At 59.6% G+C, this 23,433-nt stretch carries 23 protein-coding genes and 2 tRNA genes; 7 read left to right on the plus strand and 18 right to left on the minus strand.

All coding sequences use genetic code 11. The annotated features are described in order from the left end of the window. Positions 1–118: 118 nt before the first annotated feature. Both LF252_RS19950 and LF252_RS19955 read right to left on the minus strand, forming a co-directional pair. Positions 119–1,252, minus strand: a complete 1,134-nt coding sequence (locus LF252_RS19950; RefSeq protein WP_226271354.1) for an NAD(P)/FAD-dependent oxidoreductase — start codon at positions 1,250–1,252, stop codon at positions 119–121. Between the two features lie 100 nt (positions 1,253–1,352). Continuing rightward, complete coding sequence (locus LF252_RS19955; RefSeq protein ID WP_226271355.1) at positions 1,353–1,685, minus strand: T9SS type A sorting domain-containing protein; 333 nt, start codon at positions 1,683–1,685, stop codon at positions 1,353–1,355. Positions 1,686–2,037: 352 nt separating this feature from the next. Here LF252_RS19955 and LF252_RS19960 point away from each other — a divergent pair. The 3 genes from LF252_RS19960 to LF252_RS19970 all read left to right on the plus strand — a co-directional run bounded on the left by LF252_RS19960 (position 2,038) and on the right by LF252_RS19970 (position 3,112). Beyond that, positions 2,038–2,111, plus strand: a tRNA-Pro gene (locus tag LF252_RS19960). An 88-nt stretch (positions 2,112–2,199) separates the two neighbouring features. Then, positions 2,200–2,273: transfer RNA gene (locus LF252_RS19965), tRNA-Pro, on the plus strand. Positions 2,274–2,413: 140 nt separating this feature from the next. Next, positions 2,414–3,112 carry a hypothetical protein gene (locus LF252_RS19970; protein ID WP_226271356.1) on the plus strand — a complete coding sequence of 233 codons (699 nt, stop codon included), beginning with the start codon at positions 2,414–2,416 and terminating at the stop codon, positions 3,110–3,112. 74 nt (positions 3,113–3,186) lie between these two features. Here LF252_RS19970 and LF252_RS19975 read toward each other — a convergent pair whose 3' ends face one another. From LF252_RS19975 to LF252_RS19995, 5 genes are all read right to left on the minus strand, one after another. Next, a complete protein-coding gene (locus tag LF252_RS19975; RefSeq protein WP_226271357.1) occupies positions 3,187–3,708 on the minus strand; it encodes a hypothetical protein in 522 nt (173 codons plus the stop codon). 87 nt (positions 3,709–3,795) lie between these two features. Further along, entirely contained in the window at positions 3,796–5,568 is a 1,773-nt protein-coding gene (locus LF252_RS19980; protein ID WP_226271358.1) for an ABC transporter ATP-binding protein, read from the minus strand. Between the two features lie 155 nt (positions 5,569–5,723). Then, a complete protein-coding gene (gene truA, locus LF252_RS19985; RefSeq protein ID WP_226271359.1) occupies positions 5,724–6,512 on the minus strand; it encodes a tRNA pseudouridine(38-40) synthase TruA in 789 nt (262 codons plus the stop codon). A 402-nt stretch (positions 6,513–6,914) separates the two neighbouring features. Continuing rightward, positions 6,915–7,454, minus strand: a complete 540-nt coding sequence (locus LF252_RS19990) for a GNAT family N-acetyltransferase (RefSeq protein ID WP_226271360.1) — start codon at positions 7,452–7,454, stop codon at positions 6,915–6,917. A 110-nt stretch (positions 7,455–7,564) separates the two neighbouring features. Further along, positions 7,565–8,764: a thiolase family protein gene (locus LF252_RS19995; protein WP_226271361.1), complete on the minus strand. Its 1,200-nt coding sequence runs from the start codon at positions 8,762–8,764 to the stop codon at positions 7,565–7,567. Positions 8,765–8,855: 91 nt separating this feature from the next. Here LF252_RS19995 and LF252_RS20000 point away from each other — a divergent pair, with 91 nt between their 5' ends. Both LF252_RS20000 and LF252_RS20005 read left to right on the plus strand, forming a co-directional pair. Further along, positions 8,856–9,335 carry a DUF4293 domain-containing protein gene (locus tag LF252_RS20000; protein ID WP_226271362.1) on the plus strand — a complete coding sequence of 160 codons (480 nt, stop codon included), beginning with the start codon at positions 8,856–8,858 and terminating at the stop codon, positions 9,333–9,335. A 322-nt stretch (positions 9,336–9,657) separates the two neighbouring features. Beyond that, on the plus strand, positions 9,658–10,224 hold the full coding sequence (locus LF252_RS20005; RefSeq protein ID WP_226271363.1) for a DUF4382 domain-containing protein: 567 nt from the start codon (positions 9,658–9,660) through the stop codon (positions 10,222–10,224). An 82-nt stretch (positions 10,225–10,306) separates the two neighbouring features. Here LF252_RS20005 and LF252_RS20010 read toward each other — a convergent pair whose 3' ends face one another. The 7 genes from LF252_RS20010 to fumC all read right to left on the minus strand — a co-directional run bounded on the left by LF252_RS20010 (position 10,307) and on the right by fumC (position 16,150). After that, positions 10,307–10,927: a thioredoxin family protein gene (locus LF252_RS20010; protein ID WP_226271364.1), complete on the minus strand. Its 621-nt coding sequence runs from the start codon at positions 10,925–10,927 to the stop codon at positions 10,307–10,309. A 117-nt stretch (positions 10,928–11,044) separates the two neighbouring features. Continuing rightward, positions 11,045–11,557 carry a DinB family protein gene (locus tag LF252_RS20015; RefSeq protein WP_226271365.1) on the minus strand — a complete coding sequence of 171 codons (513 nt, stop codon included), beginning with the start codon at positions 11,555–11,557 and terminating at the stop codon, positions 11,045–11,047. 112 nt (positions 11,558–11,669) lie between these two features. Then, positions 11,670–12,137, minus strand: coding sequence for a DUF6970 domain-containing protein (locus LF252_RS20020; protein WP_226271366.1), 468 nt, complete (start codon positions 12,135–12,137; stop codon positions 11,670–11,672). Between the two features lie 111 nt (positions 12,138–12,248). Further along, complete coding sequence (locus LF252_RS20025) at positions 12,249–12,656, minus strand: diacylglycerol kinase family protein (RefSeq protein ID WP_226271367.1); 408 nt, start codon at positions 12,654–12,656, stop codon at positions 12,249–12,251. Beyond that, positions 12,649–13,242 carry a GNAT family N-acetyltransferase gene (locus LF252_RS20030; protein WP_226271368.1) on the minus strand — a complete coding sequence of 198 codons (594 nt, stop codon included), beginning with the start codon at positions 13,240–13,242 and terminating at the stop codon, positions 12,649–12,651. Before LF252_RS20030 ends, LF252_RS20025 begins: the two co-directional genes overlap by 8 nt. Before the next feature lie 583 nt (positions 13,243–13,825). Further along, positions 13,826–14,641 (minus strand): SDR family oxidoreductase, encoded by an 816-nt coding sequence (locus LF252_RS20035; protein ID WP_226271369.1) that lies wholly within the window; start codon positions 14,639–14,641, stop codon positions 13,826–13,828. 105 nt (positions 14,642–14,746) lie between these two features. Continuing rightward, positions 14,747–16,150 (minus strand): class II fumarate hydratase, encoded by a 1,404-nt coding sequence (gene fumC, locus LF252_RS20040; protein ID WP_226271370.1) that lies wholly within the window; start codon positions 16,148–16,150, stop codon positions 14,747–14,749. Positions 16,151–16,350: 200 nt separating this feature from the next. Between fumC and LF252_RS20045 the strand changes: the two genes are divergently transcribed. Then, positions 16,351–16,596, plus strand: a complete 246-nt coding sequence (locus LF252_RS20045; protein ID WP_226271371.1) for a hypothetical protein — start codon at positions 16,351–16,353, stop codon at positions 16,594–16,596. Between the two features lie 91 nt (positions 16,597–16,687). On the opposite strand, the gene LF252_RS20050 is transcribed toward LF252_RS20045, so the two are convergent. Then, positions 16,688–18,094, minus strand: a complete 1,407-nt coding sequence (locus LF252_RS20050; RefSeq protein ID WP_226271372.1) for a TonB family protein — start codon at positions 18,092–18,094, stop codon at positions 16,688–16,690. Next, positions 18,081–18,698 (minus strand): RNA polymerase sigma factor, encoded by a 618-nt coding sequence (locus tag LF252_RS20055; protein ID WP_226271373.1) that lies wholly within the window; start codon positions 18,696–18,698, stop codon positions 18,081–18,083. The genes LF252_RS20050 and LF252_RS20055 overlap by 14 nt, the downstream gene beginning before the upstream one ends. A 362-nt stretch (positions 18,699–19,060) precedes the next feature. Between LF252_RS20055 and LF252_RS20060 the strand changes: the two genes are divergently transcribed. After that, positions 19,061–20,995 (plus strand): vWA domain-containing protein, encoded by a 1,935-nt coding sequence (locus LF252_RS20060; protein WP_226271374.1) that lies wholly within the window; start codon positions 19,061–19,063, stop codon positions 20,993–20,995. A 382-nt stretch (positions 20,996–21,377) separates the two neighbouring features. On the opposite strand, the gene LF252_RS20065 is transcribed toward LF252_RS20060, so the two are convergent. Continuing rightward, positions 21,378–22,157, minus strand: coding sequence for a porin family protein (locus LF252_RS20065; protein ID WP_226271375.1), 780 nt, complete (start codon positions 22,155–22,157; stop codon positions 21,378–21,380). Between the two features lie 223 nt (positions 22,158–22,380). Further along, positions 22,381–23,433, minus strand: a complete 1,053-nt coding sequence (locus LF252_RS20070) for a fasciclin domain-containing protein (RefSeq protein ID WP_226271376.1) — start codon at positions 23,431–23,433, stop codon at positions 22,381–22,383.

The raw sequence follows: 23,433 nt of genomic DNA on the forward strand, positions 1-23,433 counted from the left end.
CGCTGACTTACTCAAAAGCCCCTGACACCAGTACGGACGTCAGGGGCTTTCTGCTATTCGGGGCTTGGTGCTCCGTGCAGGACAGATTGCTTCGACTGCGCCTCGCAGTGACGGGAAATCAATTACTCATTAGTTGCGCGGCTTGCCAGCCGCTGCCGGCACCCATGGCCACGCCCATGCCATTGCAGCGCACCGCCACGAACAAGTTCGGCTGCACCTGCTGGATAATCGGTTCCAGTTCCTGCCCGAAGGCCATTACCCCGCTCCACCGGTAGTCGATGCGGGGGCGGCGGCCGGGCACGATGACGTTGTGCAGTAGCTGCTCCAGGTACTGCTGCACCCGCGGGGTGAGGCCGGGCTCGGTGGTCTCCTCAGCCTGAAAATCGAGGTTGCGGCCGCCGCCCAGCAGCACCCGCTCGCCCACCTGCCGGAAGTAGGTATAGCCTTTATCGTAATGGAAGGTACCGGGCAGGTGCAGGCCGGGAATAGGCTCCGTTACCAGCACCTGCCCGCGGCCGGGCACCACATCCAGCGCCGGCAGCAACTGCTGGCTGAAGGCGTTGGTAGCCACCAGCACTTGCCCGGCCGTTAGCTCCAGCCCATCTAGCTCTACTTGCACTCCCCCGGCATCCGCCTCCACAGCCCGTACCGGGCAGCCGTGCAACACCGTGACGCCAGCGGCCCAGGCCCGGCGCAGCAGCGCCAGCATCATCTGCCCGGTGTTGAGGCTGCCCTCCGCCGCATTTTCCAGCATCGTGGGGGTATTGCCGAGCCCCAGGGACGGAATTCGGGAAGAAGCGTCGCGGAAGATGGTAGCAACGCCAATTACTGGTGCTAACAGTTCATTATAGTAGGCCATTGCTTGTTGGCAGATGGTTGCCAGTTGGGCCTCTTCCGGCCGGAACAACTCGTAACCACCTTCGGGGCGGTACCCAATGGCCTCATCGCCCAATAGCTCCCGCAACCGGCGCAGGCCTTCCCAACGGGCTTCCACTACTTTCAGCAACGCTGCCGTGCCGCCCCGTCGCTCCTGCTCCAGCAATTCCGATACGCTCCCGAAGCAGGCGAAACCCGCGTTTTTGGTGCTGGCCCCGTTGGGCAGCACATCACGCTCCAATACCAGTACCCGCGTCGCAGGCCGCCGCTGCCGAATGTAAATGGCAGCCGTTAGCCCCACCAAGCCGCCCCCAATTATTACTACTTCAGCCCCTTGCAAGAAGGTTTGCTGCTCCCAGTACGACAGATTATGCATAACGCGAATAACTAGCAGGTGGTGCCTACCAAGCAAAGAAAAAGCTCCGGAGCTAACAGCCCGGAGCTTTTAAAATCGAAAAACCGCTTGAAGCTGAAAGCTACTGACCCAGCATAACCCGTTTCATACCGCGCCGCTCGCCAGCGGTGCACTGCACAATATACGTACCGGCCGGCAGGTTGCTCACGTCCAGAACAGCGGCGGCATCACCCGAAATCAGGTCGCGCGTGAGCACCGGGCGACCATCGGTGCCGTTTACCTCTACTCGGGTAGGCCCATTGGCATCGGTGCGCACGGTGAGACGCTTGGTGAGCGGGTTCGTTTCCACGCGCACTTTCAACGCATCCTTGTTCGGCGTGGGGTCCGCCATCTTATCGGTAATCAGGGAAGATGTTGCCACGGCTTCGGCGGTGGCCGTTTGGGCTTGCGCCATGCTTCCACACAGCATCAACAACAACAAGCAACCCAAAAATGTAGAAGTTTTCATACGCGTTCCTAAGGCATGGTAAGTGAACGATACGGCTATCAAAGATACAAAACTCCGCTGCCATATCGGTTAGTCAACGAGAGAGTTGACGGTAAAATTCCGGTGCAAGAAACGCGCCAAGTGGTTTTTTTATTGTGGCGGGCTGCTCCATGCCTGACACCAGCAACTAGCAGACTATGAAGCTGCTACCCGTGACCATCAGCGCTACCCACTCTTACAACATCGTTTTTACCACAAAAAAACCGCTTTCAGCTTGCGTCGCATTACTTGGGCAGCGTATATTTGCACCACAATTCATCGGGGTGTAGCGTAGCCTGGTATCGCGCCAGCATGGGGTGCTGGAGGTCGTAGGTTCGAATCCTGCCACTCCGACTGATGAGTTTTTCGCTCGAAAAGCCTCTGGGAACCCCACCCGGAGGCTTTTTTCGACGAAGCCACCGAGAATACCCGATTTAATTTTCGGGGTGTAGCGCAGCCCGGTAGCGCGCTACGTTCGGGACGTAGAGGCCGTAGGTTCGAATCCTGCCACCCCGACTCTGGTATTCTCTCCCTAAAAAAGCCCGCTGAACTTTGGTTCGGCGGGCTTTTTTGTTTGTCTGCTATTCTTGGTGCGGTTTATGCTTTAAAAAGTTCCATTAACCAGTACTTTTTTATCGTCTTTTTTAATCCACTATATGCATCGTTCATTTTTGCTGGCCACAGGGCTAAGCGTGCTAGCCTTGTCGGCAGCAGCACAGATTACCAAGGGTACTAAACTATTAGGTGGTAACGTAGGCTACAATCGCACGACTTCTTCCACAACCACTCACGATCCGGCTATTCCACCAAGTCAGCAAAAATTAGAGACAAAGAGTCGTCAGTTTAACGTAGATCCTCAGGTAGGCCTGTTTATAGCAAATAATCTAGCCATTGGATTATCAATAGGCTATTACTCAGGCAAAAGCACGAACCCTTATTCACTTGCGCAGGTATCCGATCTGTATCTTCGGATTTCTCACAGCAACTCGCTTCAGGTGGCTCCTTATCTCCGCTACTACTATATGCCCATAGCTACTTTCGGCATTTTTGGGCAACTCAGTGCTTCTTACGGTAGAGGGAAATACACATCCGTCGTAAATACGCCGGAACCAATACACGAACGGTCTCGTCAGGAAAACATCTATATATCCGTTACTCCTACCATGGTGTATTTTCCTATTGATAAAATAGGGTTAGAACTGTCCTGCGGTAGTATTGGGTACAGTCGTACCACTGGCAGATCTACTTCCTCTGAACCACGATATTTCGGAAATGCAGGTACCTCATCTAGTTTTGGTGCAAGCTTCGGCTTTAACTACCTGAACCTGGGAGCTTCCTATTACCTTAGCCGTTAACCAGCCACGTGACTGATATACAAAATGCCCGCTTGAATACCTGTTCAAGCGGGCATTTGCTTTGTGGCAACTAGCTACTTCACCACAGCCAACACCTCCGGCTCGCCTTGCTCGGGGAAACGCTCCAGGTACACATGCTTGAGGGTGAGCTTCTGGGCCTCAGCGGTGTTTTTCACGCCGCTGTAGAGTTTATCGGGGGCGACCAGATAGCTGGCATTGATGCGGGCGTGCAGCACGTGCTGCCCGGCCGCGAAGGTGCGGTACTGATAGCCGGCAGGTAGGGACTGAGTAGTATCGGGCGTGACGACGCCCACAAACTGGCTTACGGAGTCGCGGGAGCTTTCGGGACTGTTGTAGAAGATGTTGCCGAAGTCGCCGCGCAGCTTGCCGGCTTTGCGCAGGTTGTACACCTCCCGGGTCAGGTCGCCGAAAGCCTCGTCGCGAGCTAGGCCGGCGTAGTAGCGGCCCGCCACGTAATAGGGCTGGGCGGTGGTTTCGAGGGTAACAACGGGAGCCGTAAAGCCTCCCATCCGCCAGTAGGCCACCGAAAAGCCGATGGTGAGTAGCAGGGCCAGGGCCAGGAAAATCTTATTCATTCTTTGCGGAAAGTAGGAGGCCGGATGGAATAGGCCGGTTTGGAGGTGCAAAGAAACACCAGAATGTCATCCCGAGTGGGGCACAAACTACGACAGCACGTCCTTGTACTGCATCTGGTAGAGCGTGGCGTAGAAGCCCTGATGACGCAGCAGTTGCTCGTGGGTGCCGGCCTCCTTGATTTCACCCCGGTCGAGCACGATGATCTGGTCGGCTTTCTGGATGGTACTCAGGCGGTGGGCAATGACAAGACTGGTGCGGCCCTGCATCAACTTCTCAATAGCCTGCTGAATCAGTTCCTCGGTTTCACTGTCCACCGAAGAGGTGGCCTCGTCCAGGATGATGATGCGGGGCTGGTACACCATGGCCCGCACGAAGCTGATGAGCTGGCGCTGACCCACGGAAAGCGTGGCTCCGCGCTCCATCACTTGGTAATCGAGGCCGCCGGGCAGGCGCTCGATAAAGCGGCGGGCCCCTACCAGGTCGGCGGCGGCCCAGATCTGCTCGTCGGTAATATCCTGCTTGCCCAGGGTGATGTTGTCCCGAATAGCCCCGGCGAACAGAAACACGTCCTGGAGCACCACCCCGATGTGGCGGCGCAGGTCCTTGAGGTCGTACTCGCGCAGGTCGTGGCCGTCGATGCGGATGGTACCCCGGTTGATTTCGTAAAAGCGGCTGAGCAGGTTGATGATGCTGGTTTTACCGGCCCCGGTAGCGCCCACGAAGGCAAACGTCTGGCCGGCCTTCACCGAGAAGTTTACGTCGCGCAGCACCCATTCCTCGTCGTTGTAGGCAAACCACACATGGTCGAAGTCTACGTCGCCGCGCAGGTCGGCGGGGGCGTAGGTACCGTTGTCGGCAATGAGCTCCTTACTATCCAGCAGCTTTAGCAGGCGTTCGGTGCTTACCAGGCCCAGCTGCAGGGTGTTGAACCGGTCGGCAATCTGACGGATGGGCCGGAAGAACAGGGCGTTGTACATGATGAAGGCAATGAGGGCACCCTTGGAGATGGTACCCTCAATCTGGCCCTGAGCGGCGTACCACACCAGCAGGCCCACGCCGGCGGCGGCCAGCACCTCGGCCACCGGGAAGTAGATGCTGTAGTAGAGCACCGAGCGGATGTTGGCGCGGGTGTGCTCCTGGTTGATGGCCTTAAACTTGCGCAGCTCCCGCTCCTCGTTGTTGAAAATCTGCACCACGTTCATGCCCGTGAGGTGCTCCTGCACAAAGGAGTTGAGGTTGGCCACGGCCGTGCGCACCTCCTGAAACGACTTCTTCACCTTCTCCTTGAACACGTAGGTGCTGAACAGCAACGGCGGAATCACCGAGAGGCTGATGAGCGTCAGTCGCCAATCAATGTAGAACATGAACGACACGATGAACAGCAGCTGCAGAATGTCGCCAATCATGGCCGCCAGCCCCTCGCTGAATACGTCGGAGAGGGTTTCCACGTCGGAGATGTTGCGGGTTACGAGCTGGCCGATGGGCGTCTTGTCGAAGAACTTGAGGCGCAGGTCGAGGATATGCTTGTAGAGGTCCACCCGAATGTCGCGCACGATGTACTGGCCCAGCCAGCCCCCGAAGTACGTTTGCAGGTAGCTGACAATGGCGTGGGCTACCAGCAGCACCAGCAGCAGCCCGAACATGCGGTTAAGCCCCTGCCAGTCGCCCTGCTCAATGGTCACGTCCACCATCCGCTGAATCAGGAAGGGCCGCAGGGTGCCCAGCACGGCAGTGGCAATGGTGAGGAAAATCAGAAAGTAAAAGACGCGCTGATAAGGCCGCACATACACCATCAGCCGCCGCAGCACCTGCCAGTCGAAGATATTGCCGCTTTTGGGGGCGGTAGTTGCTTGCTCCATTTCGGTTGTTGGGTGGGAATGGTTAAAAGGTAACCGGCAGATGGGAGAAAAGTAGCACGCAGCTCCGCTTCGCTCGTGCGCGAAGCGAGTAGCAGGTGTGTGGTTCTCCCACGTGGGAACTCGCTTCGCCAGGTAGCGCGCAGCTCCGTTGCGCGCTACCTGGCGAAGTACGGCAAACCGGTGGGCAGCGCTGCATCACCCAGAATTTCAGTTGGGTATTCGACACGGCAGAGGAAGAGGCCATTGGCTAGGGCTGCTCCGCCGGCGTGCACGCGGTTGAGGCTGCGGAATACCTGTCCAAACTCCTGCGGGCTCATTTTGCCCCGGCCCACGCTCAGCAGCGTGCCCACCACCAGCCGCACCATGCCCCGCACAAAACGGTTGGCCCGGATGCGGAATACCAGCCCGCCCGGCTCCGCGTGCCAGCCCGCCTCGAAACAGGTGCAGTTGTAGTGCTTCTCGGCCCCTTTCACTTTGGAAAACGTGGTGAAGTCGTGGGTACCAAGCAACATAGCCGCGGCCTCGTTCATAGCCGTTACATCCGGTATCCGGTCAAGGTAAAGGCTAAAGTTGGCAGCAAATGGGTCGGGGGTGAGGCGCACGTGGTACTCGTAGGTGCGGGCCTTGGCGCTGAAGCGGGCGTGGGCCTCGGGTGGCACCGGGTGCAGCACCTGGCAGCGGATACCGGCCGGCAGCGCCCGGTTGAGACGGTAGAGCAGCGTGGCTTCGTCGAGGCCCGGGGGCAGGTCGGCATCAAAGTGCGCTACCTGGTGGCTGGCGTGCACGCCCGAGTCGGTACGGCCGCTGCCCAGGCAGTACACCGGCTGCCGCAGCACCTGCGAGAGGCAGCGGTCCAGCTCCTGCTGCACGGTAATCACGCCCGGCTGAATCTGCCAACCATGAAACGCAGTGCCATCGTAGGCCAGGTGAAGAAAGTAGCGCATTATTACGTTTGAAACGTCAAGATTCTTGTGCCTATTGGCACTTGTTGACAAGTAGAGTGTCACATGCTATAAATTCGTACCTGCTATTCCTCAATAAGTAAACACCCCTAATTTTAGCATAGTTACTATCACATGCTCCTATAACTTTTACATAAAAAGAAGCGGTGTCTCCTTCATACATATCTGATTTACTATAAGAAAGCTCTTGACCTCTGTTCCCACCCAGACGCCTCATCAAAGCCGTGTTGTTCTCTATACCGTCACGGATAGAAAACAGAAAATCAGGTGCGGCAGAATACCCGTGGACTAGTACTGCCGCTGTCACTGTTGCTATGATTACTACCATGACTACCACTAGAGTAGTATACAGTTTTCTTGCAACTGCTAGGTATTGCCAAAACCTCATACCACCAGCGCGTACAGCAGCGAGTCCAGCAGCTGACCGTCTTTCACAATGCTGCGGCGCAGGCGGGCTTCCAGCTCGTAGCCGGCCTTTTCCAGCACCCGGCCCGAGGCGGGGTTGGTGGCGAAGATGGCCGCGTAGAGCCGGCACACATCGAAGTTGGCCAGCACGTAGGCACTGAGCGTACGCACGGCTTCCGTCACGATGCCCCGTCCCCAGCAGGCCGGCGTGAGCCAGTACCCGATTTCGGCGGAGCGGCGGCGCACATCCGACTTAAAGTGCACCCCAATACCACCCACGGCTTCCCCATCTACCTCAATAGCCAGAAACAGGTCCCGGGAGCTATCCGCCACCAGACTTAGGAAAAACTCCGCGTCCTGGGGCGTGTAAGGATGCGGGAAGGTGTCGCGCAGGTTGCAGGAGATTCGCTTATCGTTGGCATGACGGGCCAGGGCGGCGGCATCAGAGAAACGCCAGGGCCGGAGCCGGGCTCCTGCTACCGGCAGGGCAAGTACAGGAGTCAGCAACGAATCGGCCATTAGGTGAATGTGGGAAATGGGGTGACAATGCGGTGAATGTAAAAAATGGGGTGGGGTGACGTTGAGCATCCCACATTCTTCCCATTTTTCACATTCATCACATTGTCAACTTACATCTTTTCGTAAATCACGGCGGCACCCTGGCCGACGCCCACGCACATGGTGGCCAGGCCGTAGCGCACTCCTTCGCGGCGCTGCATCTCGTGGAGCAGCGTGGCCGAGATGCGCGAGCCGCTGGCTCCCAGTGGGTGGCCAATGGCAATGGAGCCACCGTTCACGTTCACTTTAGCGGGGTCCAGGTCCAAGTCGCGCATGCAGGCAATGCTCTGGGCGGCGAAGGCCTCGTTCAGCTCAATCAGGTCCATATCCTGCAGGGTGAGGCCGGCGCGCTGCAGCACTTTCTGGGTGGCGGGCACCGGGCCGATACCCATAAACGCGGGGTCAACGCCGGCTACGGCCGAAGCCACCACTCGGGCCATAGGCTTCAGGTTATAGCGCGTGAGGGCCTCCTCGCTCACCAGCAGCAGCGCGGCGGCACCGTCGTTGATGCCGGCCGAGTTGCCGGCCGTTACGGTGCCATCTACCTGGAAAGCCGGTTTCAGCGTAGCCAGCTTTTCGAGGCTGGACAGGCGGGGCGGCTCGTCTTGGTCAAACAGCGCCGTGTTGCCTTTGGGCTGCGGAATGAATACCGGCACAATTTCCTTGCGGAAGCGGCCTTTCTCGAAGGCCCGCTGGTATTTACGCTGGCTTTCAAAGGCAAACTGGTCCTGCTCTTCGCGGGTGATGCCGTAGCGGCGGGCCACATTCTCGGCCGTTTCGCCCATGGCGTAGGGGTGGTGCAGCTTGGAGAGTTTGGGGTTCACGAAGCGCCAGCCCAGGGTGGTATCGTGGGCGGTGAAGTCGCGGGCAAAGGCCGTGGCCGACTTGGCCATTACGAAGGGCGCGCGGGTCATGCTTTCGGCCCCGCCGGCCAGGTACACGTCGCCTTCCCCGGCCCGGATGGCCCGGGAAGCATCCATGATGCTTTGCAGGCCGGAGGCGCAGAGGCGGTTGACGGTGTTGCCGGGCACCGTAATGGGCAGGCCGGCCAGCAGCGCCGCCATGCGGGCCACGTTGCGGTTGTCCTCGCCGGCCTGGTTGGCGGCCCCGATGATGACATCCTCAATGGAGGCTTTATCCAGGGAAGGGTTACGGCGCAGCAGCTCCCGGAGTACGTGGGCGGCCATATCATCGGGACGGACGCTGCTCAGCTCGCCGCCAAATTTACCAATGGGGGTGCGGACGGCGTCCACAATGTATGCAGTTGGCATCGGGTTAAATGCGTTATTCCGGTCGTAGTTGGCTACTTTTGCCGGCCCCGCGGGGCGGTCATTTCCTAAGTAGAACTGTCAAAACACAAAGATGATACAAAGAATCCAAAGCGTATTCCTGTTGTTGCTGGCCCTGGCCATGGTAAGCGTGCTGTTCCTACCTCTGTGGAGCAAATTCGACCCTGTAAGCAAGCAAACGGTGGTGCTCACGGCCACGCACCTGGGCTACCAGCACGCCGATGCGGGCATGTCGGTGCCGCCAGCTTCGCCCTGGCCGGTAGCAGCGCTGGCGGCGGCTTCGGCGGTAGTGGCGCTGCTGGAAATTTCTCAGTTCCGTAACCGCTTCAACCAGCTCAAGCTGGGTATGCTGAATATGCTGCTGATTACGGCCACCATTGGGGCGGCCTTCTACTACTCCGGCATTGGGGAGCAGATGCTCAACATTAAGATGCCCAGTGAGTTTGAGGCAGGTTTCTACATTGCCACGCTGGCCCTGCTGCTGAACCTGTTGGCCTCCCGCTTTATTCGCAAGGACGAAAAGCTGGTGCGCAGCATGGACCGCCTCCGCTAACCGTTTTCACCCTATCCTCTAAGCTCCGGTTACTTGTAGCCGGAGCTTTTTTTTGTGTTTTTTATATATCCCGCTAACCTATCGTCGGCTTGTGTTTATGGCATTCCCCGGCTTCCGTTAACTCCTCATTCTGCCTCGCAGCTATATAAAATAGCCAGAGCGCAACGCACTATCATAAAGTCACCCTTAACAGGGCGCTTTTGCATTCATTATCAATTGCTTATTCACAATAACCTGAAAGCCGGGTTCTTTGATTTCATTTCACTTTACCCTATATTTCACCGCCAAATCCATCTTTTCCATTCTTTTTCCCTACTTGCACATGAAATTATTTACCCTTTCCTTATCTACCTTCCTGCTGGGTGCGGCCCTGCTTTCCGGCTGCAGTGACACGCTCTCCGAAATTCAGCCCCGCAGCATACGCCAGGAAACTGATAGCAAAACGAAGGCCAGCGCTATTAGTGGCGTATTCATTGACCTGCAGCAGACCGAGGGGCAGTTTCAGCAAGGGTACAAGATGGTACTGGCCGGTGCAGGCGCCCGTAGCTACGACCTACTGAGTGCTACCAACGGCAAGATTAGCCTGACCCCAACCGCAAGCGGAACGCTGCAAAGCGTACGGTTAGTGCTGGGTGCTAACAGCAAAATCCGGTTGGCTGATGGCACTCTGCTGGACCTGGATACTCCCAGTGGTACCACATCGGGCCTGAAAATTCAGCTGGATGATACTCCGTTAGTAGCTGGTACTATGTATACCCTCACCGTCGACTTCTCGGTGGAGCGCGACATTGTGAGCCGGGGCAACGGTACGTATGGCCTTAAGCCGGTATTGCGCGGCACCCTGACACCGACACCCATTATTATTATCATTCCAACAATTCCCAGCTAGGCCCGGCAGGTGTACTACCTTCCACCGCAGCCAAGAAACGTCCAACGAAGCAGCGTTGCTATTTCGTTGGACGTTTACCTTTTCAGGCTAACCCGCGCACAAGTTGCAGTAACTCCCGCTGGGTGCTCTGGGTTTTGTCTTTGGCGTACCAAGCGTGAATTTTCTCGGCGTATTCTTCATGAGTTGCGCCGGCGGCTTTCAGCTCCAGTAGCAGGCTCTGCGCTTCGGTGGGGCGGGGCCCCCAGCTGGTAACCTCCGTCAGGGTATCGGCGTGCAGGATGATGAGCTTGGGAATGGAACGGCCGCCATTGGTGAGGTACCGGTCCATCAGGTCCAGGTTTTCGTCGCGCAGCAGGTAGCGGGGGCGTAGGCGGCCGTGGCTGGCCTGGGCTATTTTCTCAAGCACTGGCACAATCTGGGCGGCGTCACCGCACCAACCTTCCGTCAGCACCACCCACTCGTAGGTGCGCGTGAGGCCATCCAGCGCTTCGCGCAACTCCGGCATAAGCTCGGCTTTCTTGTCCAGCCGCTCCATGCGCTGGATGTTGAGGCGGGCATATGCCGTCAGGTCGTCCGACTGGTTTTCACCAGTGGTTTTGCCCTCCGCCATCAACTTATCAATGAGTTGGCGGTAAGTGGCGTAGGAGTACGCCTGAGCCAGCCGCTCGGGGCTGATAACGGGGGGCTGCGCGGGAGGAGTCATGTTCAAGCAATGCTCAGAAACAGTGGGAAAGTAGATTAGTAGCTGTAACAAACGAAAAACCCTTCCGGTTGGCCGAAGCGCCACCGGAAGGGTTTTATCAATTGCTCCGTACGCGTCTTAGAGGCTGGGCACGTCGGCCATTTCGGCCTTGGCCGACAGCTCCCGGCAGTAGGTGATGAAGTCGGTGTTGATGGGCTCGAGGCCGGCAGCGCGCAACTCCTTGGCCACCTGGGCGCGGTGGTAGTTACCATGTACCGGCACGTGCGTCAGAATATCCGAAACCTGGCTGGTATAGCCCTCTCCTACCGAGTTGGTGTAGGTAATGAGACGCTCCAGCTCCGCCTGGTTGATGGTAGTAGCCTCCACGCCATACTGGTGGAACCGCTCTGAGGTTTGCTCGTGCCAGTGGTGCAGGTCGGCCAAATCATGCTCCTGCCACACTTTCACGGGGCTGGGCGTGCTGGTGAGGCGGCCCAGCCAGATAGCCTGGGCGTTGAGCACGTGGCTGAAAATGCGTAGCGCGCCGTGCGGCAAAGCGGCCCCCTCGGCCACTAGGCCGTCGAGGTGACGCAGCAGGGTGTCGTTAGCCCACACGGTGTAGGCCCCCAGCTTTTCGATGGTATTAATCATTGTAAAAGAAGTGAGTACAGAGACATGAGAACGGAGACTCTGCAAAGGCAAAAAATGAATGGGTACAAAGTCTCATTTCTCATGTCTCTATACTCACTTCTAACTCGGTAGCTTACCGGGGGTCCTGCCAAACCAGCTTTTCCTCGGTACGGTTCTTTGAAAAATCGGCGCATTTGCCGTCGCCCCGGCCCGTCAGGCCTCCGTCGGGGTGGCAGAGCACTTTCCCATCGGCAGCGTAGAGGGTGGTGTACTGGTCGCAGCAGGGGCTGGTTTCGTAGTACACCGTAGCTCCGTTGTACTGGTAGCTGTAGATGTGCACGGGCGGGTTCGCCTTTTTCTCGTTGAGATGCCGCTGAATCCGGTCTTCCAGCCACTTAGGGCGTTTCTTGTCGTCGAAAGCAGGCGCGTTATCGGGGGTGGGCTCAATGGTGTTCACGCTGGTAGGGGCGGGCGTGGATACGCTACCGGCCAGGCCCGTCTGGGGGGCATCGGTGGGGGTAGTAACGGCCACGTTGCGCTGGCAGGCAGCGGTGGAAAGCAGCGCGGCCGTAGCAGCGGCCAGAAACGGGAGAAAACGCATAGGGAGAAAGTCGGGTTAGGCGGGAAACCGCTGCATCCGCACACGCAATGGGGCGGCAAAGATGCACACAAACCTGCGTTACGCAGTTACCCCACCATTGTTTAGCCTCGCCTACTTCATCAGCACGGCCCACAGGCGCGGCCCAAACACCAGCAGCCCCACCGCCAAGGCCGCCAGCGCCATCACCAGCACCGCCCCGGCCGCCACATCCTTGGCCCGGCCCGCCAGCGGATGGTACTCCGGCGACACCAGGTTGACCACCGCCTCAATGGCCGTATTCACCAGCTCAGCGCACCACACGGCCCCCACGGCCAGGGCCACGGCGCACCACTCCCAGCGCGCCAGCCCGCAGTACAGCCCCAGCCCCGTTACCGCCACCGTAGCCGCCGCGTGAAACCATAGATGTACCTCCGTGCGCAGGGCCGCCCCCACGCCCCGGAAAGCGTAGCCGAAGCTGGCCGCCCGCTTGCGCACTAGGGCCGGAAACCGGCGCGGCGTAGGCTGATTCGGCTCAGCCACGGGCCTCAAACTGCTGAAATACCGTCTGCCGCAGGTGGTTCCACTCGGGCCGGATGATGCTGAAAAGTACCGTGTCGCGGCGGATGCCGCCCTGGGTGTAGCGGTGGCTGCGCAACGTGCCTTCCTCGGTGGCTCCCATGCGCCGCATAGCCTGCTGCGACTTCAGGTTGCGCGAATCGGTTTCCAGTTCCACCCGCTCACAACCCAACCCATCGAAGGCGTGGCGCAGCAGCGCGTGCTTGGCGGCCCGGTTCAGGCCCGTGCGCTGAAACTCCTGCCCTACCCAGGTATAGCCAATGCTCAGGCGGGCATCGGCGGCATCCACGTTGTAGTAACTGGTGCTGCCGGCGGGCCGGCCCGTAGCCTTGTCGATAATGAGGAAGGGGTAGCGGCGCTGCTGCTGCCGGCCCTGCATGGCATCGGTCAGGTACTTAGCCAGGCTGATGGGGTCGTCGCCGCGGGTCAGGGTGTAAGTCCAGAGTTCCGGGGTAGCCGCCACCGGCCGTAGGGCTTCAAAGTCGGCGGTTTGTAGGGGGCGGAGCAGCACGCGGCTGTTTTCGAGCTGAATATCCTGGGAGAAATCCATGCGGGCAGCGGGAGTTGATTAGTGCGCCGTAAAGATGCCGAATTTTACCACCTAGTGCTTGGTCAGCAGTGCTTTGGTTCTTCTGAGCCTGGCAGGAGCCCGGCAGCCAGCGCTACTACCGAAGCCCTGTCCGGCGCAGCCAAAGCGCGCTCCGGCCCGCCCCAAGAACCGCCCGGCCTGCCCAAATCTCCTTCCGGTACAGCTGAAGCACCACCCGGTGCAGCCGAAGTTCCTACCGGCCCACCCGAAGCCATTCCCGGTGATGATTCCCGTGCCTCGGACGCGCCGGGAGCTTTTTCAGGGGCGGCGGCCGGGACAAAACACAAACTGGCCTCCTTTACGCAAGAGGGCCGGCTTGTTTTGAGTGTAGTGGCCAGGGGGCCGCGTGGGGCGGAAGCGAGTTAGGTAGTGCGCCGTACAGGTACCGGCCGGTGAAGTGGTGAATTTCCAGTCATCTTTGGTGTTCTGGCCAGTGTTTTCCTCCCCTTGTTTCGAGGGCAGCCTACGCCCGGAAGCTCTACTACCAGGGTGGCATTGGGTACTCTTTTCAAACCCGCTGGCGCTGACGCTATATTCACTCCGGTCAGATGCCGTAGCTGGATTTCACTACCTTCCGGAATACCCCATCGGAAACCAACCGGCGCAGTGGGAGCAGCACGTTGGCCGGGTAGGCAATGGGGTAGCGCAAACGCTTTTTGCCATCGGTAGCTGCCCGGAAAATTGTTTCGGCCACCGCCTGCGGGCCTACGGCTTTGGCCCCGGCTTCCTGACTTACTTTCTCTACCTGGGCTACAAATTTGTCATATGCCGGGCGCAGGTCGTCGCGCATCACAAACTCGCGGCTACGGTCATAAAAATCGGTCTTGATGGCTCCGGGTTCAATGATTTTCACCTGAATGCCCAGCGGCTCCAGCTCATACTGCAAGCTTTCGGAGAAGCCTTCCACAGCCCACTTGGTAGCGTGGTAGATGCTGTAGAGCGGAAACGTGACCCGCCCGCCCACCGAGGCAATCTGCACGATGGTGCCGCGGCCCTGCTGGCGGAAGTGCGGAATTACGGCTCTGGTGCAGCGCATCAGCCCCAGCACGTTGGTATCAAACTGCCGGGCAATGGTGTCGTCGGTCATGGCTTCAAACACCCCATCAACACCGTAACCCGCATTATTGATCAAGACCTCCAGCCCGCCAAAGTCGCGTAGCACGGCCGCTACGGCCGCCTCGATACTTGCCGAATCGGTAACATCGAGCGGGTAGAGCCGCACGTTGGGCAGCTGGTTCAGCTCGGTTTCTTTGCCGGGCGTGCGCATGGTAGCGGCCACGTTCCAGCCGCGCTGGGCGAACAGGCGGGCCGCCGCTTTGCCGATGCCAGAGCTGGCGCCGGTGATGAGAACTGTAGGCATGAGAACCAAGTAAGGTGGTAAGGACTCGAAACCTGCCGACATAGCAAGTCCCGGCTGCGGCACTTGCGCGCGGCAACCGGGACTGCAAACGGATGAGGTAACGGTTTACTTTATTTCACCCACCATATCCTCGGGCTTCAGCCACTCGTTGAACTGCTCCTCGGTGAGGTAGCCGAGCTGCAGGGCGGTTTCTTTCAACGTCGAGCCGTTTTTGTGGGCCGTTTGGGCAATTTCGGCGGCTTTGTAGTAGCCGATGTGGGGGTTGAGGGCCGTTACCAACATCAACGACGAATCGACGTGCTTCTTGATGTTGGCTTCCAGGGGCTCGATGCCCACGGCGCACTTATCATTGAACGACACGCACACGTCGCCAATCAGGCGGGCCGAATGCAGGAAGTTGTAGATCATCACCGGCTTGAACACGTTCAACTCGAAGTGGCCGTTCATGCCGCCGATGTTGATGGCTACATCGTTGCCCATTACCTGAGCGGCCACCATCGTCATGGCTTCGCACTGGGTGGGGTTCACCTTGCCGGGCATGATGCTGGAGCCAGGCTCGTTGTCAGGGATGTGAAGCTCACCGATGCCAGCGCGAGGGCCCGAGGCCAGCAGGCGGATGTCGTTACCGATTTTCATCATGGAAGCGGCCACCGTTTTCAGGGCACCGTGGGCTTCTACAATAGCGTCGTGAGCGGCCAGGGCCTCAAACTTGTTTTCGGCTGTTACGAAGGGCAGGCCCGTCAGCTCGGCAATGTACTTGGCCACATTTTCGGAGTAGCCGGCCGGCGTGTTGATGCCGGTACCCACGGCGGTGCCGCCCAGGGCCAGCTCCGAGAGGTGGGCCAGCGTGTTCTTGATGGCGCGCAGGCCGTGGTCGAGCTGCGACACGTAGCCGCTGAACTCCTGGCCCACGGTGAGCGGGGTGGCGTCCATCAGGTGGGTGCGGCCGATTTTGACGATGTGCATGAACTGCTCCGACTTCTGCTTCAGGGTGTCGCGCAGCTTCTCAATGCCCGGAATCGTCACCTCCATCAGAATCTTGTAGGCGGCAATGTGCATGGCCGTCGGAAACGTATCGTTGGAGCTCTGGCTCTTGTTCACGTCGTCGTTGGGGGCCAGAAACTTCTTCTCATCCTGCAGGCTGCCGCCCTGCAGCACGTGGCCGCGGTAGGCAATTACCTCGTTCACGTTCATGTTGCTCTGAGTGCCCGAGCCCGTTTGCCACACCACCAGCGGAAACTCCTTATCCAGCTTGCCTTCCAGGATTTCATCGGCCACGCGGCCAATCAGCTCGGCTTTCTCGGCGGGCAGCACGCCGGCGTCGCGGTTGGTGAGGGCGGCGGCTTTCTTGAGGTAGGCGAAGGCGCGGATGATTTCCTTGGGCATCCGGTTGATGTCCTGGGCAATCTGGAAGTTGTCGATGCTGCGCTGGGTTTGGGCGCCGTAGTAGGCGTCGGCCGGCACCTGCACGGTGCCCATGGTATCTTTCTCGGTGCGGAACTGCGTCATGCTGATATGAAGGGTGAGAAGGGAATGAGGGTACGGATTGGCAGGCCCTGGCCGGGGCCGCCGGGCAAAAGTACGCAACCCGGCTCCGCCCCCTATCGAAACGCCAAAATTCTGCCCCTCCTTAGTTCAGCTACCCGTCCGCAGCCTGCGTACACGCAGCATACCGGCCCGGCCGGCACTTTACTTTAGCTTCATCCGCCATGAAAAAGACTTTTGAAGACGAATCGGACGCCCTGCAGGCCCCCAGTCACCAACCCACCAGCCACCAGGCGCCCGCCAGCGCCCACCACAGCAACGAGAACGAGCACCCCGCCGTGCCCGTAGCCGGCAACGGTGCCCCCAGCTATAAGCAGGTAGCAATCAACACCCAGCCCGACCTGCCGACCCCCGATAAGGCCGGCGGCAGCGCCACCGCGCCCGAAAGCGGCGGTGGCTACAGCGGGTAATTGAGTTAAGTCAAAGGGAAAAAGTAAAAAGTCAAAGCTCTAATGGTCAACCAGAGCTTTGACTTTTTACTTTTTCCCTTTGACTTGCCCGTTACCGTTGCTCTATTTTGAATGGTACGCTCACTACCACTTTGCGGGCGGTGCGGCGGCCGTTCTGCACGGCCGGGAACCAGGCCGGACCTTCCCGCAGCAGACGTAATGCTTCCTCATCGCACTCCGGCGACACGGATTTTACTACCTTAAAGTCGCTCAGCTTGCCGTCGGCCCCTACCACGAACTGCACCCGCACCGTGCCTTCGCGGCGGTCCGTCAGGGCTTTTTCGGGATAGTCGAGGCTGTCGGTCAGGTACTTGCGCAGCTTACCATAACCGCCGGCCGGTGTGGCCGAAATGCTGGGTAACATGGGCGGCGCTTCGCGGCGCACTACCACTACCTCGCTGAGTTGCTTGGTATCGGGCGCGAGGGCCAGAGCTAAAGTAGAATCGGAAGGGCGCAGCGGCTGCGTTTTGCTAGCATACCCGATGAAATTGACTGTAAGCTGCTCGGTAGCAGCCGGAACAGTTATAGCAAAACTTCCATCGGAACCCGTTACTGCGCCTTGCTGAGTACCCGGCACCGTCACGGTGGCACCCGGCAACGGTTGCCCGGCCGTGTCCGTCACCCGGCCCTGAACGGTGCGCAGCGGGTTGGAAGCAGGCGCTGAAGCCGCAGCCGGTGCACTGGCCACCCGGGCCATTTTGGTTTTGGCCGCCGCGGGCTTCGGAACCGGAGCAGCGGCAGCTTCCTTGTAATTTTCGGCGGTTTCCGCTGGTGCCGACATAGACACTGCCGCCGGTTCCGTCGCGGGTGTTGCTACATCTGCCGCAGCAACTGAACCATTACCGGCAGCTTCCAGCCCTGCCAAATCCGCCGGAGGGTCCTGCGAGGGCACCCCACGTGGCACTGCCACCGGGCGGCGGTATCGGGCAGCCAGCACCGACCGCCTAATTGGTGATGCGGGAGCCGCCGGCGTCACAGTAGCCACTTCCGGGGCGTCCACTGCCGCAACTGGTTCGGCCGGACGCACAGTAGCAGGCTCCGCTCGGCGTGACGCTTCCGGCACTGGCCGACTGGCAACTTCCGGTGCATTATTCAATCGGCTTATAGTCAGCCAACCCACCACACCCAACAACAGCAGCAGCACCGCCGCTGCCGCCAGGGGCCGCCACGCCCACAACGGAATTACTCTGGGCTCGGGGGCCGCCTCAGTAGTCAACTCCCTCACGCGGGCGTTTAGGCGTTGGCGCAACTCCTGCATGCTAGCATCGTGGGCGGCGGCGGGCTGCATTTCCAAGCCTTCCAGGATATCGGCGCACACGGCACAATCCAGGGTGTGGGCCTCCACGGCGTGCTCCTCGGCGGGCGGCAATTCTCCGGCCACGTACCGGCGCAGCAGCTCCACCGGCAGGTGGGCGCCGGCCGTGGCAGAGGGTGCGGAGGTCAGGTTAGGGCGAGGCATCGGAGGCAGAGGCTTGTAGCAGGCGGCGCAGGTTGCGCTTCCCGTTTTGCAGGTGACTTTTTACGGCGTTTAGGTCAAAACCCGTGAGGGCCGCTACTTCGCGGTAGCTTTTCTTTTCCAAATAAAACAGCTCCAGACACTGGCGCTGACCGGGGGGCAATTCGGCGAGGGTATGCTCCAACTGCTGCAGATGCTGCTCGTGCAACTCGGCTTCGGCGGGGTCGTCGGCCGTTAGATGCCGGGCCGCCACCGATTCCATACCGGCCTCATCAGAAAAATGCACCACGGCCGGGCCCGCCCGCTGCCGGGCGCGCAGCACCATCAGGCAGTGGTTGCGGGCGGTGGCGTGCAGCCAGGGCGGGAAATTTTCCACCTCGTGCTGGCGCAACTTGGGCACCAATTGCTCAAACAGCTGCATCACGGCATCCTGAGCATCTTCCTCGCTGCGGAGGTAGCGCCGGCAAATGGCCAGTACCCCGCTCATGTGCCGCTCGTAGAGCACGCCCACATCGGCCACGTCGCCCTGGGCACGGTAGCGCCGGAGCAATTCCTCATCGGACAGCTCGGCGGCGGGCGTAAGGCGACTGGAACGGCGGAACAGCATGGCTTGTGCAAGCTACGGCATCAGCGGCAAAAAAAGCGTCCCATCCTCTTTTCCGGAGGATGGGACGCTACACCCTTCTGTGATATGGCCTAGCTTCACCGACGGTGGTTAGTGCCTAACCTGCAACGGGTGACGCTCCTGCTGTGCCCCCTGGCCTACGTGGAGCTATTAGAAACCGGCTGGTAGCAGGTGTAGGGACAGGCCGGCGCTGGCTGCGGCCGGGCACGTTGTACGGCTGCTCATTGTGCGGGGGCTGGCGGGGTAAAATATTTTTTTGGAGCCGTGTGGAATCCGGAATAGCCCCGCATCTACCCTGTAGAACCCGGCCGGTTCCCATCCTTACACCGCTATTCTTTCTGCTGATGAAAACCCTCCTGTATTGCACGCTGGCAGCCGCTTGGCTGGCAGCCCCGGCCGCTCGGGCGCAACAAGCCAACGCCCTCTACCAGGTAGCGGACCCGGCCCAGACCAAAAACACCGTTACGGGCCGCGTAACCGACAGAAGCACGGGCAAAGGAATCCCCGGCGTTACGGTACTGGTGAAGGGTACCCGCGTGGGCGTAAGTACGGAACCCGATGGTGCCTACACCCTCACGTTACCCGCCGGATCTACCACGCTTGTTTTCAGCTCCGTCGGCTATGTTACACAGGAGGTGAAACTCACCGGCCAAACGGTTGTCAACGTAGCCTTGGCTACCGACCAAAGAGCGTTGAGCGAAGTAGTAGTGACGGGGGGGCTGGCAGGGAAAGTGTCTGGTATAAGCGTGCGAGGAAAGCGTCGGAATGAAAGAGCCGCACCTTCCAGCGCTGGCTATTTATCGGGGGTATCCACTGCTCCTTACTATCAGAACAATCCTGCTCCGGCTGCCGGCGAAACCTACGCCCACGTGCAGGAAAGCGGGTTTCAGCGAGTTGCCAAAGAGCCACTCAGCACCTTCAGTATTGACGTGGACGCGGCCAGCTACAGCAACGTGCGCCGCTTCCTGCAGCAGGGCCAGCTGCCGCCCGCTGATGCCGTGCGGGTGGAGGAAATGCTCAACTACTTCCAGTACGACTACCCCCAGCCCGCCGCCACGGCCCCCGAGCCCTTCCGCATCATCACCGAGCAGGCCCAGTGCCCCTGGAACCCCGAGCACCAACTGGTGCAGGTAGCCCTGCAGGCCCGCCAGGTAGCCACCGACAAACTGCCGCCCGCCAACCTTGTGTTTCTGGTGGATGTGTCGGGCTCGATGCAGGGTGAGGACCGGCTGGGACTGGTGCAGCAAAGCCTGCGCCTGCTCACTAAGCAGCTGCGGCCCCAGGACCGGGTGGCGCTGGTGGTGTACGCCGGGGCCGCCGGCACGGTACTGCCCCCCACGGCCGGTACCGAGCGGGCCACCATTCTGCAGGCCATTGACAACCTGGCGGCGGGCGGCTCCACGGCCGGGGGCGCGGGCCTGCGCCTGGCCTATCAGGTGGCCCGGCAGCACTTCAACAAGGAAGGCAACAACCGCGTGCTACTCTGCACTGATGGCGACTTCAACGTGGGCGAGCAGAGCGACGACGCTATGGAGCACCTCATTGAGCAGGAGCGGGAAAGCGGCGTGTTTCTGACGGTGCTGGGCGTGGGCCAAGGCAATTACCAGGACAAGAAGATGGAGCTGCTGGCCGATAAGGGCAATGGCAACTACGCCTACCTCGACAACCTCGACGAGGCCCGGCGGGTGCTGGTGCAGCAGTTCGGCGGCACCCTGTTCACCCTGGCCAAGGATGTGAAGCTGCAGGTGGAGTTCAACCCCAGCCGGGTGCGCGAGTACCGCTTGGTAGGCTACGAAAACCGCCTGCTGGCCGCCGAGGACTTCAACAACGACCGGAAAGACGCCGGCGAACTGGGCTCCGGGCACACCGTTACGGCCCTCTACGAGGTAGTGCCTGTGGGTGCCCCCGGTGCAGTGGACCCGCTCAAGTACCAAACCAACCAGCCTGCTACGCCGGCCCCAGCCTCAGCCGAGCTGCTCACCGTGAAGCTGCGCTACAAAGAACCCCAGGGCCTCACGAGCCGCAAGCTGGAAGTACCGCTCACCGGCGCCGCCCGGCCCATTCAGGAAGCCAGCGAGAACCTGCGCTTTGCGGCGGCGGTGACTCAGTTTGGCATGCTGCTCCGTCAGAGCGATTACCGCGGCACGGCTACCTACGAAACTACCACCCGCCTGGCCGACGGGGCCCGCCGCTTCGACCCCGACGGCTACCGGGCCGAGCTGGTGCGGCTGGTGAAACTGGCCGAAGGACTACGCCCCGAGGCGTACGGAGCGAGATAGAAAATAAATAGTTGAAAAAATAACTGTCAGATTTTCAAAACGATGCAACTACAACAGGGCATTCAGTACTCCTGACTTCGCCCGCTCCCCACACTAGCCGATAGTTCCGGGCGTTTCGGCTTCGATTTCACATGTACCGAAGGCGGTCCACCTTCACTCACAAGGCGGCGGGCGGCAGGGGTTGCAGACTCTGCCGCCGGCCCACGCCGCCGGGCCGCCTTCGGTTTTATTATCCTGATTTGGGTGTCATATCCTCCCACTTCTGCATCCTATGTGTAGCAAAACGGCCTCGCTGGCTAGCAGCGGGGCCGTTTATCGTTTCCGGGAGAAACAGACCGTCATTCCTCGACTTTGCTCGGAATGACGGTCAACAACAACCCCTCTAGAACGAGTAGTTCACCGAGGCTTTAATCACGCGGTTGTAGGCGTTGAAGTTGTTGTTTTTGTCCAGCGACGACAGACCGTAGTCATAGCCGGCGCTCAGGCCCAGGCCATTCTGGAACTGGTAGCCCAGGCCGCCCACTACCCCGAAATCAACCTGGCGGAACTGATTTTTGATGTCGAAGTTGGTGTTGATGGCGTTGAACCCAAGCGCCCCGGCCTGCACGCGGGCCTTACCCGACAGCAGCACCGACGCCTGTGGACCCGCGTAGATGTAGAAACCATCCGTCAGGTACGCCTTGGCCAGCAGCGGAATATCCAAGTAAGCCAGGCGGCCGGTGGCCGTTATTTTAGCATTCAGGAAATCAAACTGCTCCAGCGGAATACGGCCCGTGAGAATGGTACCCTTCTCAGAGTAGCCGATGCCGGGCTCAATAGCAAAGCGCGGGCCCAGGGGCAACGTAACGTACAGACCGGCATAGAAACCGGGCTTCATTTGCTTGGTTACGGCACCGTTGGTGTACTCGGCCAGGTCCATCACGCTGTTCACGGCATCCCCCGAGAAGTCGGAGACGTTGACGCCGGCCCGCACTCCAAATTTCACTCCGTCAGTGGCCGTGGAGGAAGAGTAAGAAGGGGTAGAACGCACCGAGCGGGCCTGAGCCGGACCGGTGTATTTGGGTACGCGGTGCGTTACCACCTGGGCCTCAGCAGCCGACGTAAAAACCGAAAACAATAGAGTAGCAGCGGCCAGGCGGCCGAAAAGTCGCTTCGTATTCATGGCAGGAAAGGTGTTGGAAGGAAGAACCGGCCGCCGCGTGTGCGCAGGGTGGGCAGCCAGCTGACGAGTAGTATTTCAAAACCGTGCCAACTTTTCCATCAGCCTCAACTTGCCCGGACCATAAACGTAGTTTGCCGCACGTGGAACACCGGCGGCAAACAGATTAACACCTAATTGCATTTTCACATAATAAACTCACAAATAATAAGTTGCAAAGTGGTGACTACGACTTGATAGCTCCGTTCAGTAGGTGCATGACTCCGTTGGAAGCCTGGCGGTCAATCTGCAGAAGCGGTATTTGCTGGGCCTCTACCCCGGCGTAAAACATAGTGCACACTTGGAAGCTGTAGCGTGGTGTGAGGCTGGTATCCGGCAAATCATGGCTGCCGGTGAACCTGAGTAGGTCAGAAGATAGGGTGGTGGGAGATTTCTCCATGCCCAGAAGGACATTGGACGTTAGGTGTTGGGGAATGATGTGCAGGCGCAGAGTGATAAGCAAATCTTCATCGGGCACGGCGCTCAGGCTGGTCCAGGCGGCATTTTGGCTCTGCCAGCGGGCCAGCAGGCCGGCATCGGAGGGCAGTAATAAGGTGTAGTCGGTTTGGGGAGAGGTTAGCTCGGCCAGCAGGCTTGCCGCCGCCGGGCGCTGCAGAGCCTGCCATAACAGGGTGTGCTGGCTATCGGTCTGTTGGGAGTAACCCTGAATAAGTGCAGCCAGCGACTGGGTACCGGGCAGCAGCACGCGCCGCAATGGGTGCACGGTACCTTCGGCCAGCGGGGTGCCAACGGCGGACGTAACTCCACCCAAAATGCCGTTGATGCTAACGAAATCGTTGTGGCGGGCTACCTGCAGCTCGCGGCGGGCGGCGCTGGGAGCGGCCAGCAGCGTGGTAAACTGGGCCCGGCTAAACGTGCTCAAGCTGCTCAACTGCTGATTGGGAAGCAGGTGGTATTGCAATACCTCGCGCAGTAGCTGCAGCTTACTGGCATCCGTGAGGGCATTGATGCGGTCAGCCGTGGAGAAGTCGTCGTACGAGGTGCTCAGTTGGGCAAAGGCATCATTAGTAGGAGCCAGTACGGTAAAGGATTCGCCAGGCTTGAGCTCCTGCAGGAGCCCGGTTTTGCGCAGCCCGGCATAAAAGGTGCTGTACTGCGGATCGTCGGCGAGGTGCTTTTCCAGTTGCGTGACCGGCACCTCGGGCTCGGCGTCGTGCTGGCAGCTCATCAGGCCCAACAGGCCAGTCAGGAATACGAGGAGGATACGAAGCATTTTCAT

It is taken from the genome of Hymenobacter pini, from assembly GCF_020421205.1.
Taxonomy (GTDB): domain Bacteria; phylum Bacteroidota; class Bacteroidia; order Cytophagales; family Hymenobacteraceae; genus Hymenobacter; species Hymenobacter pini.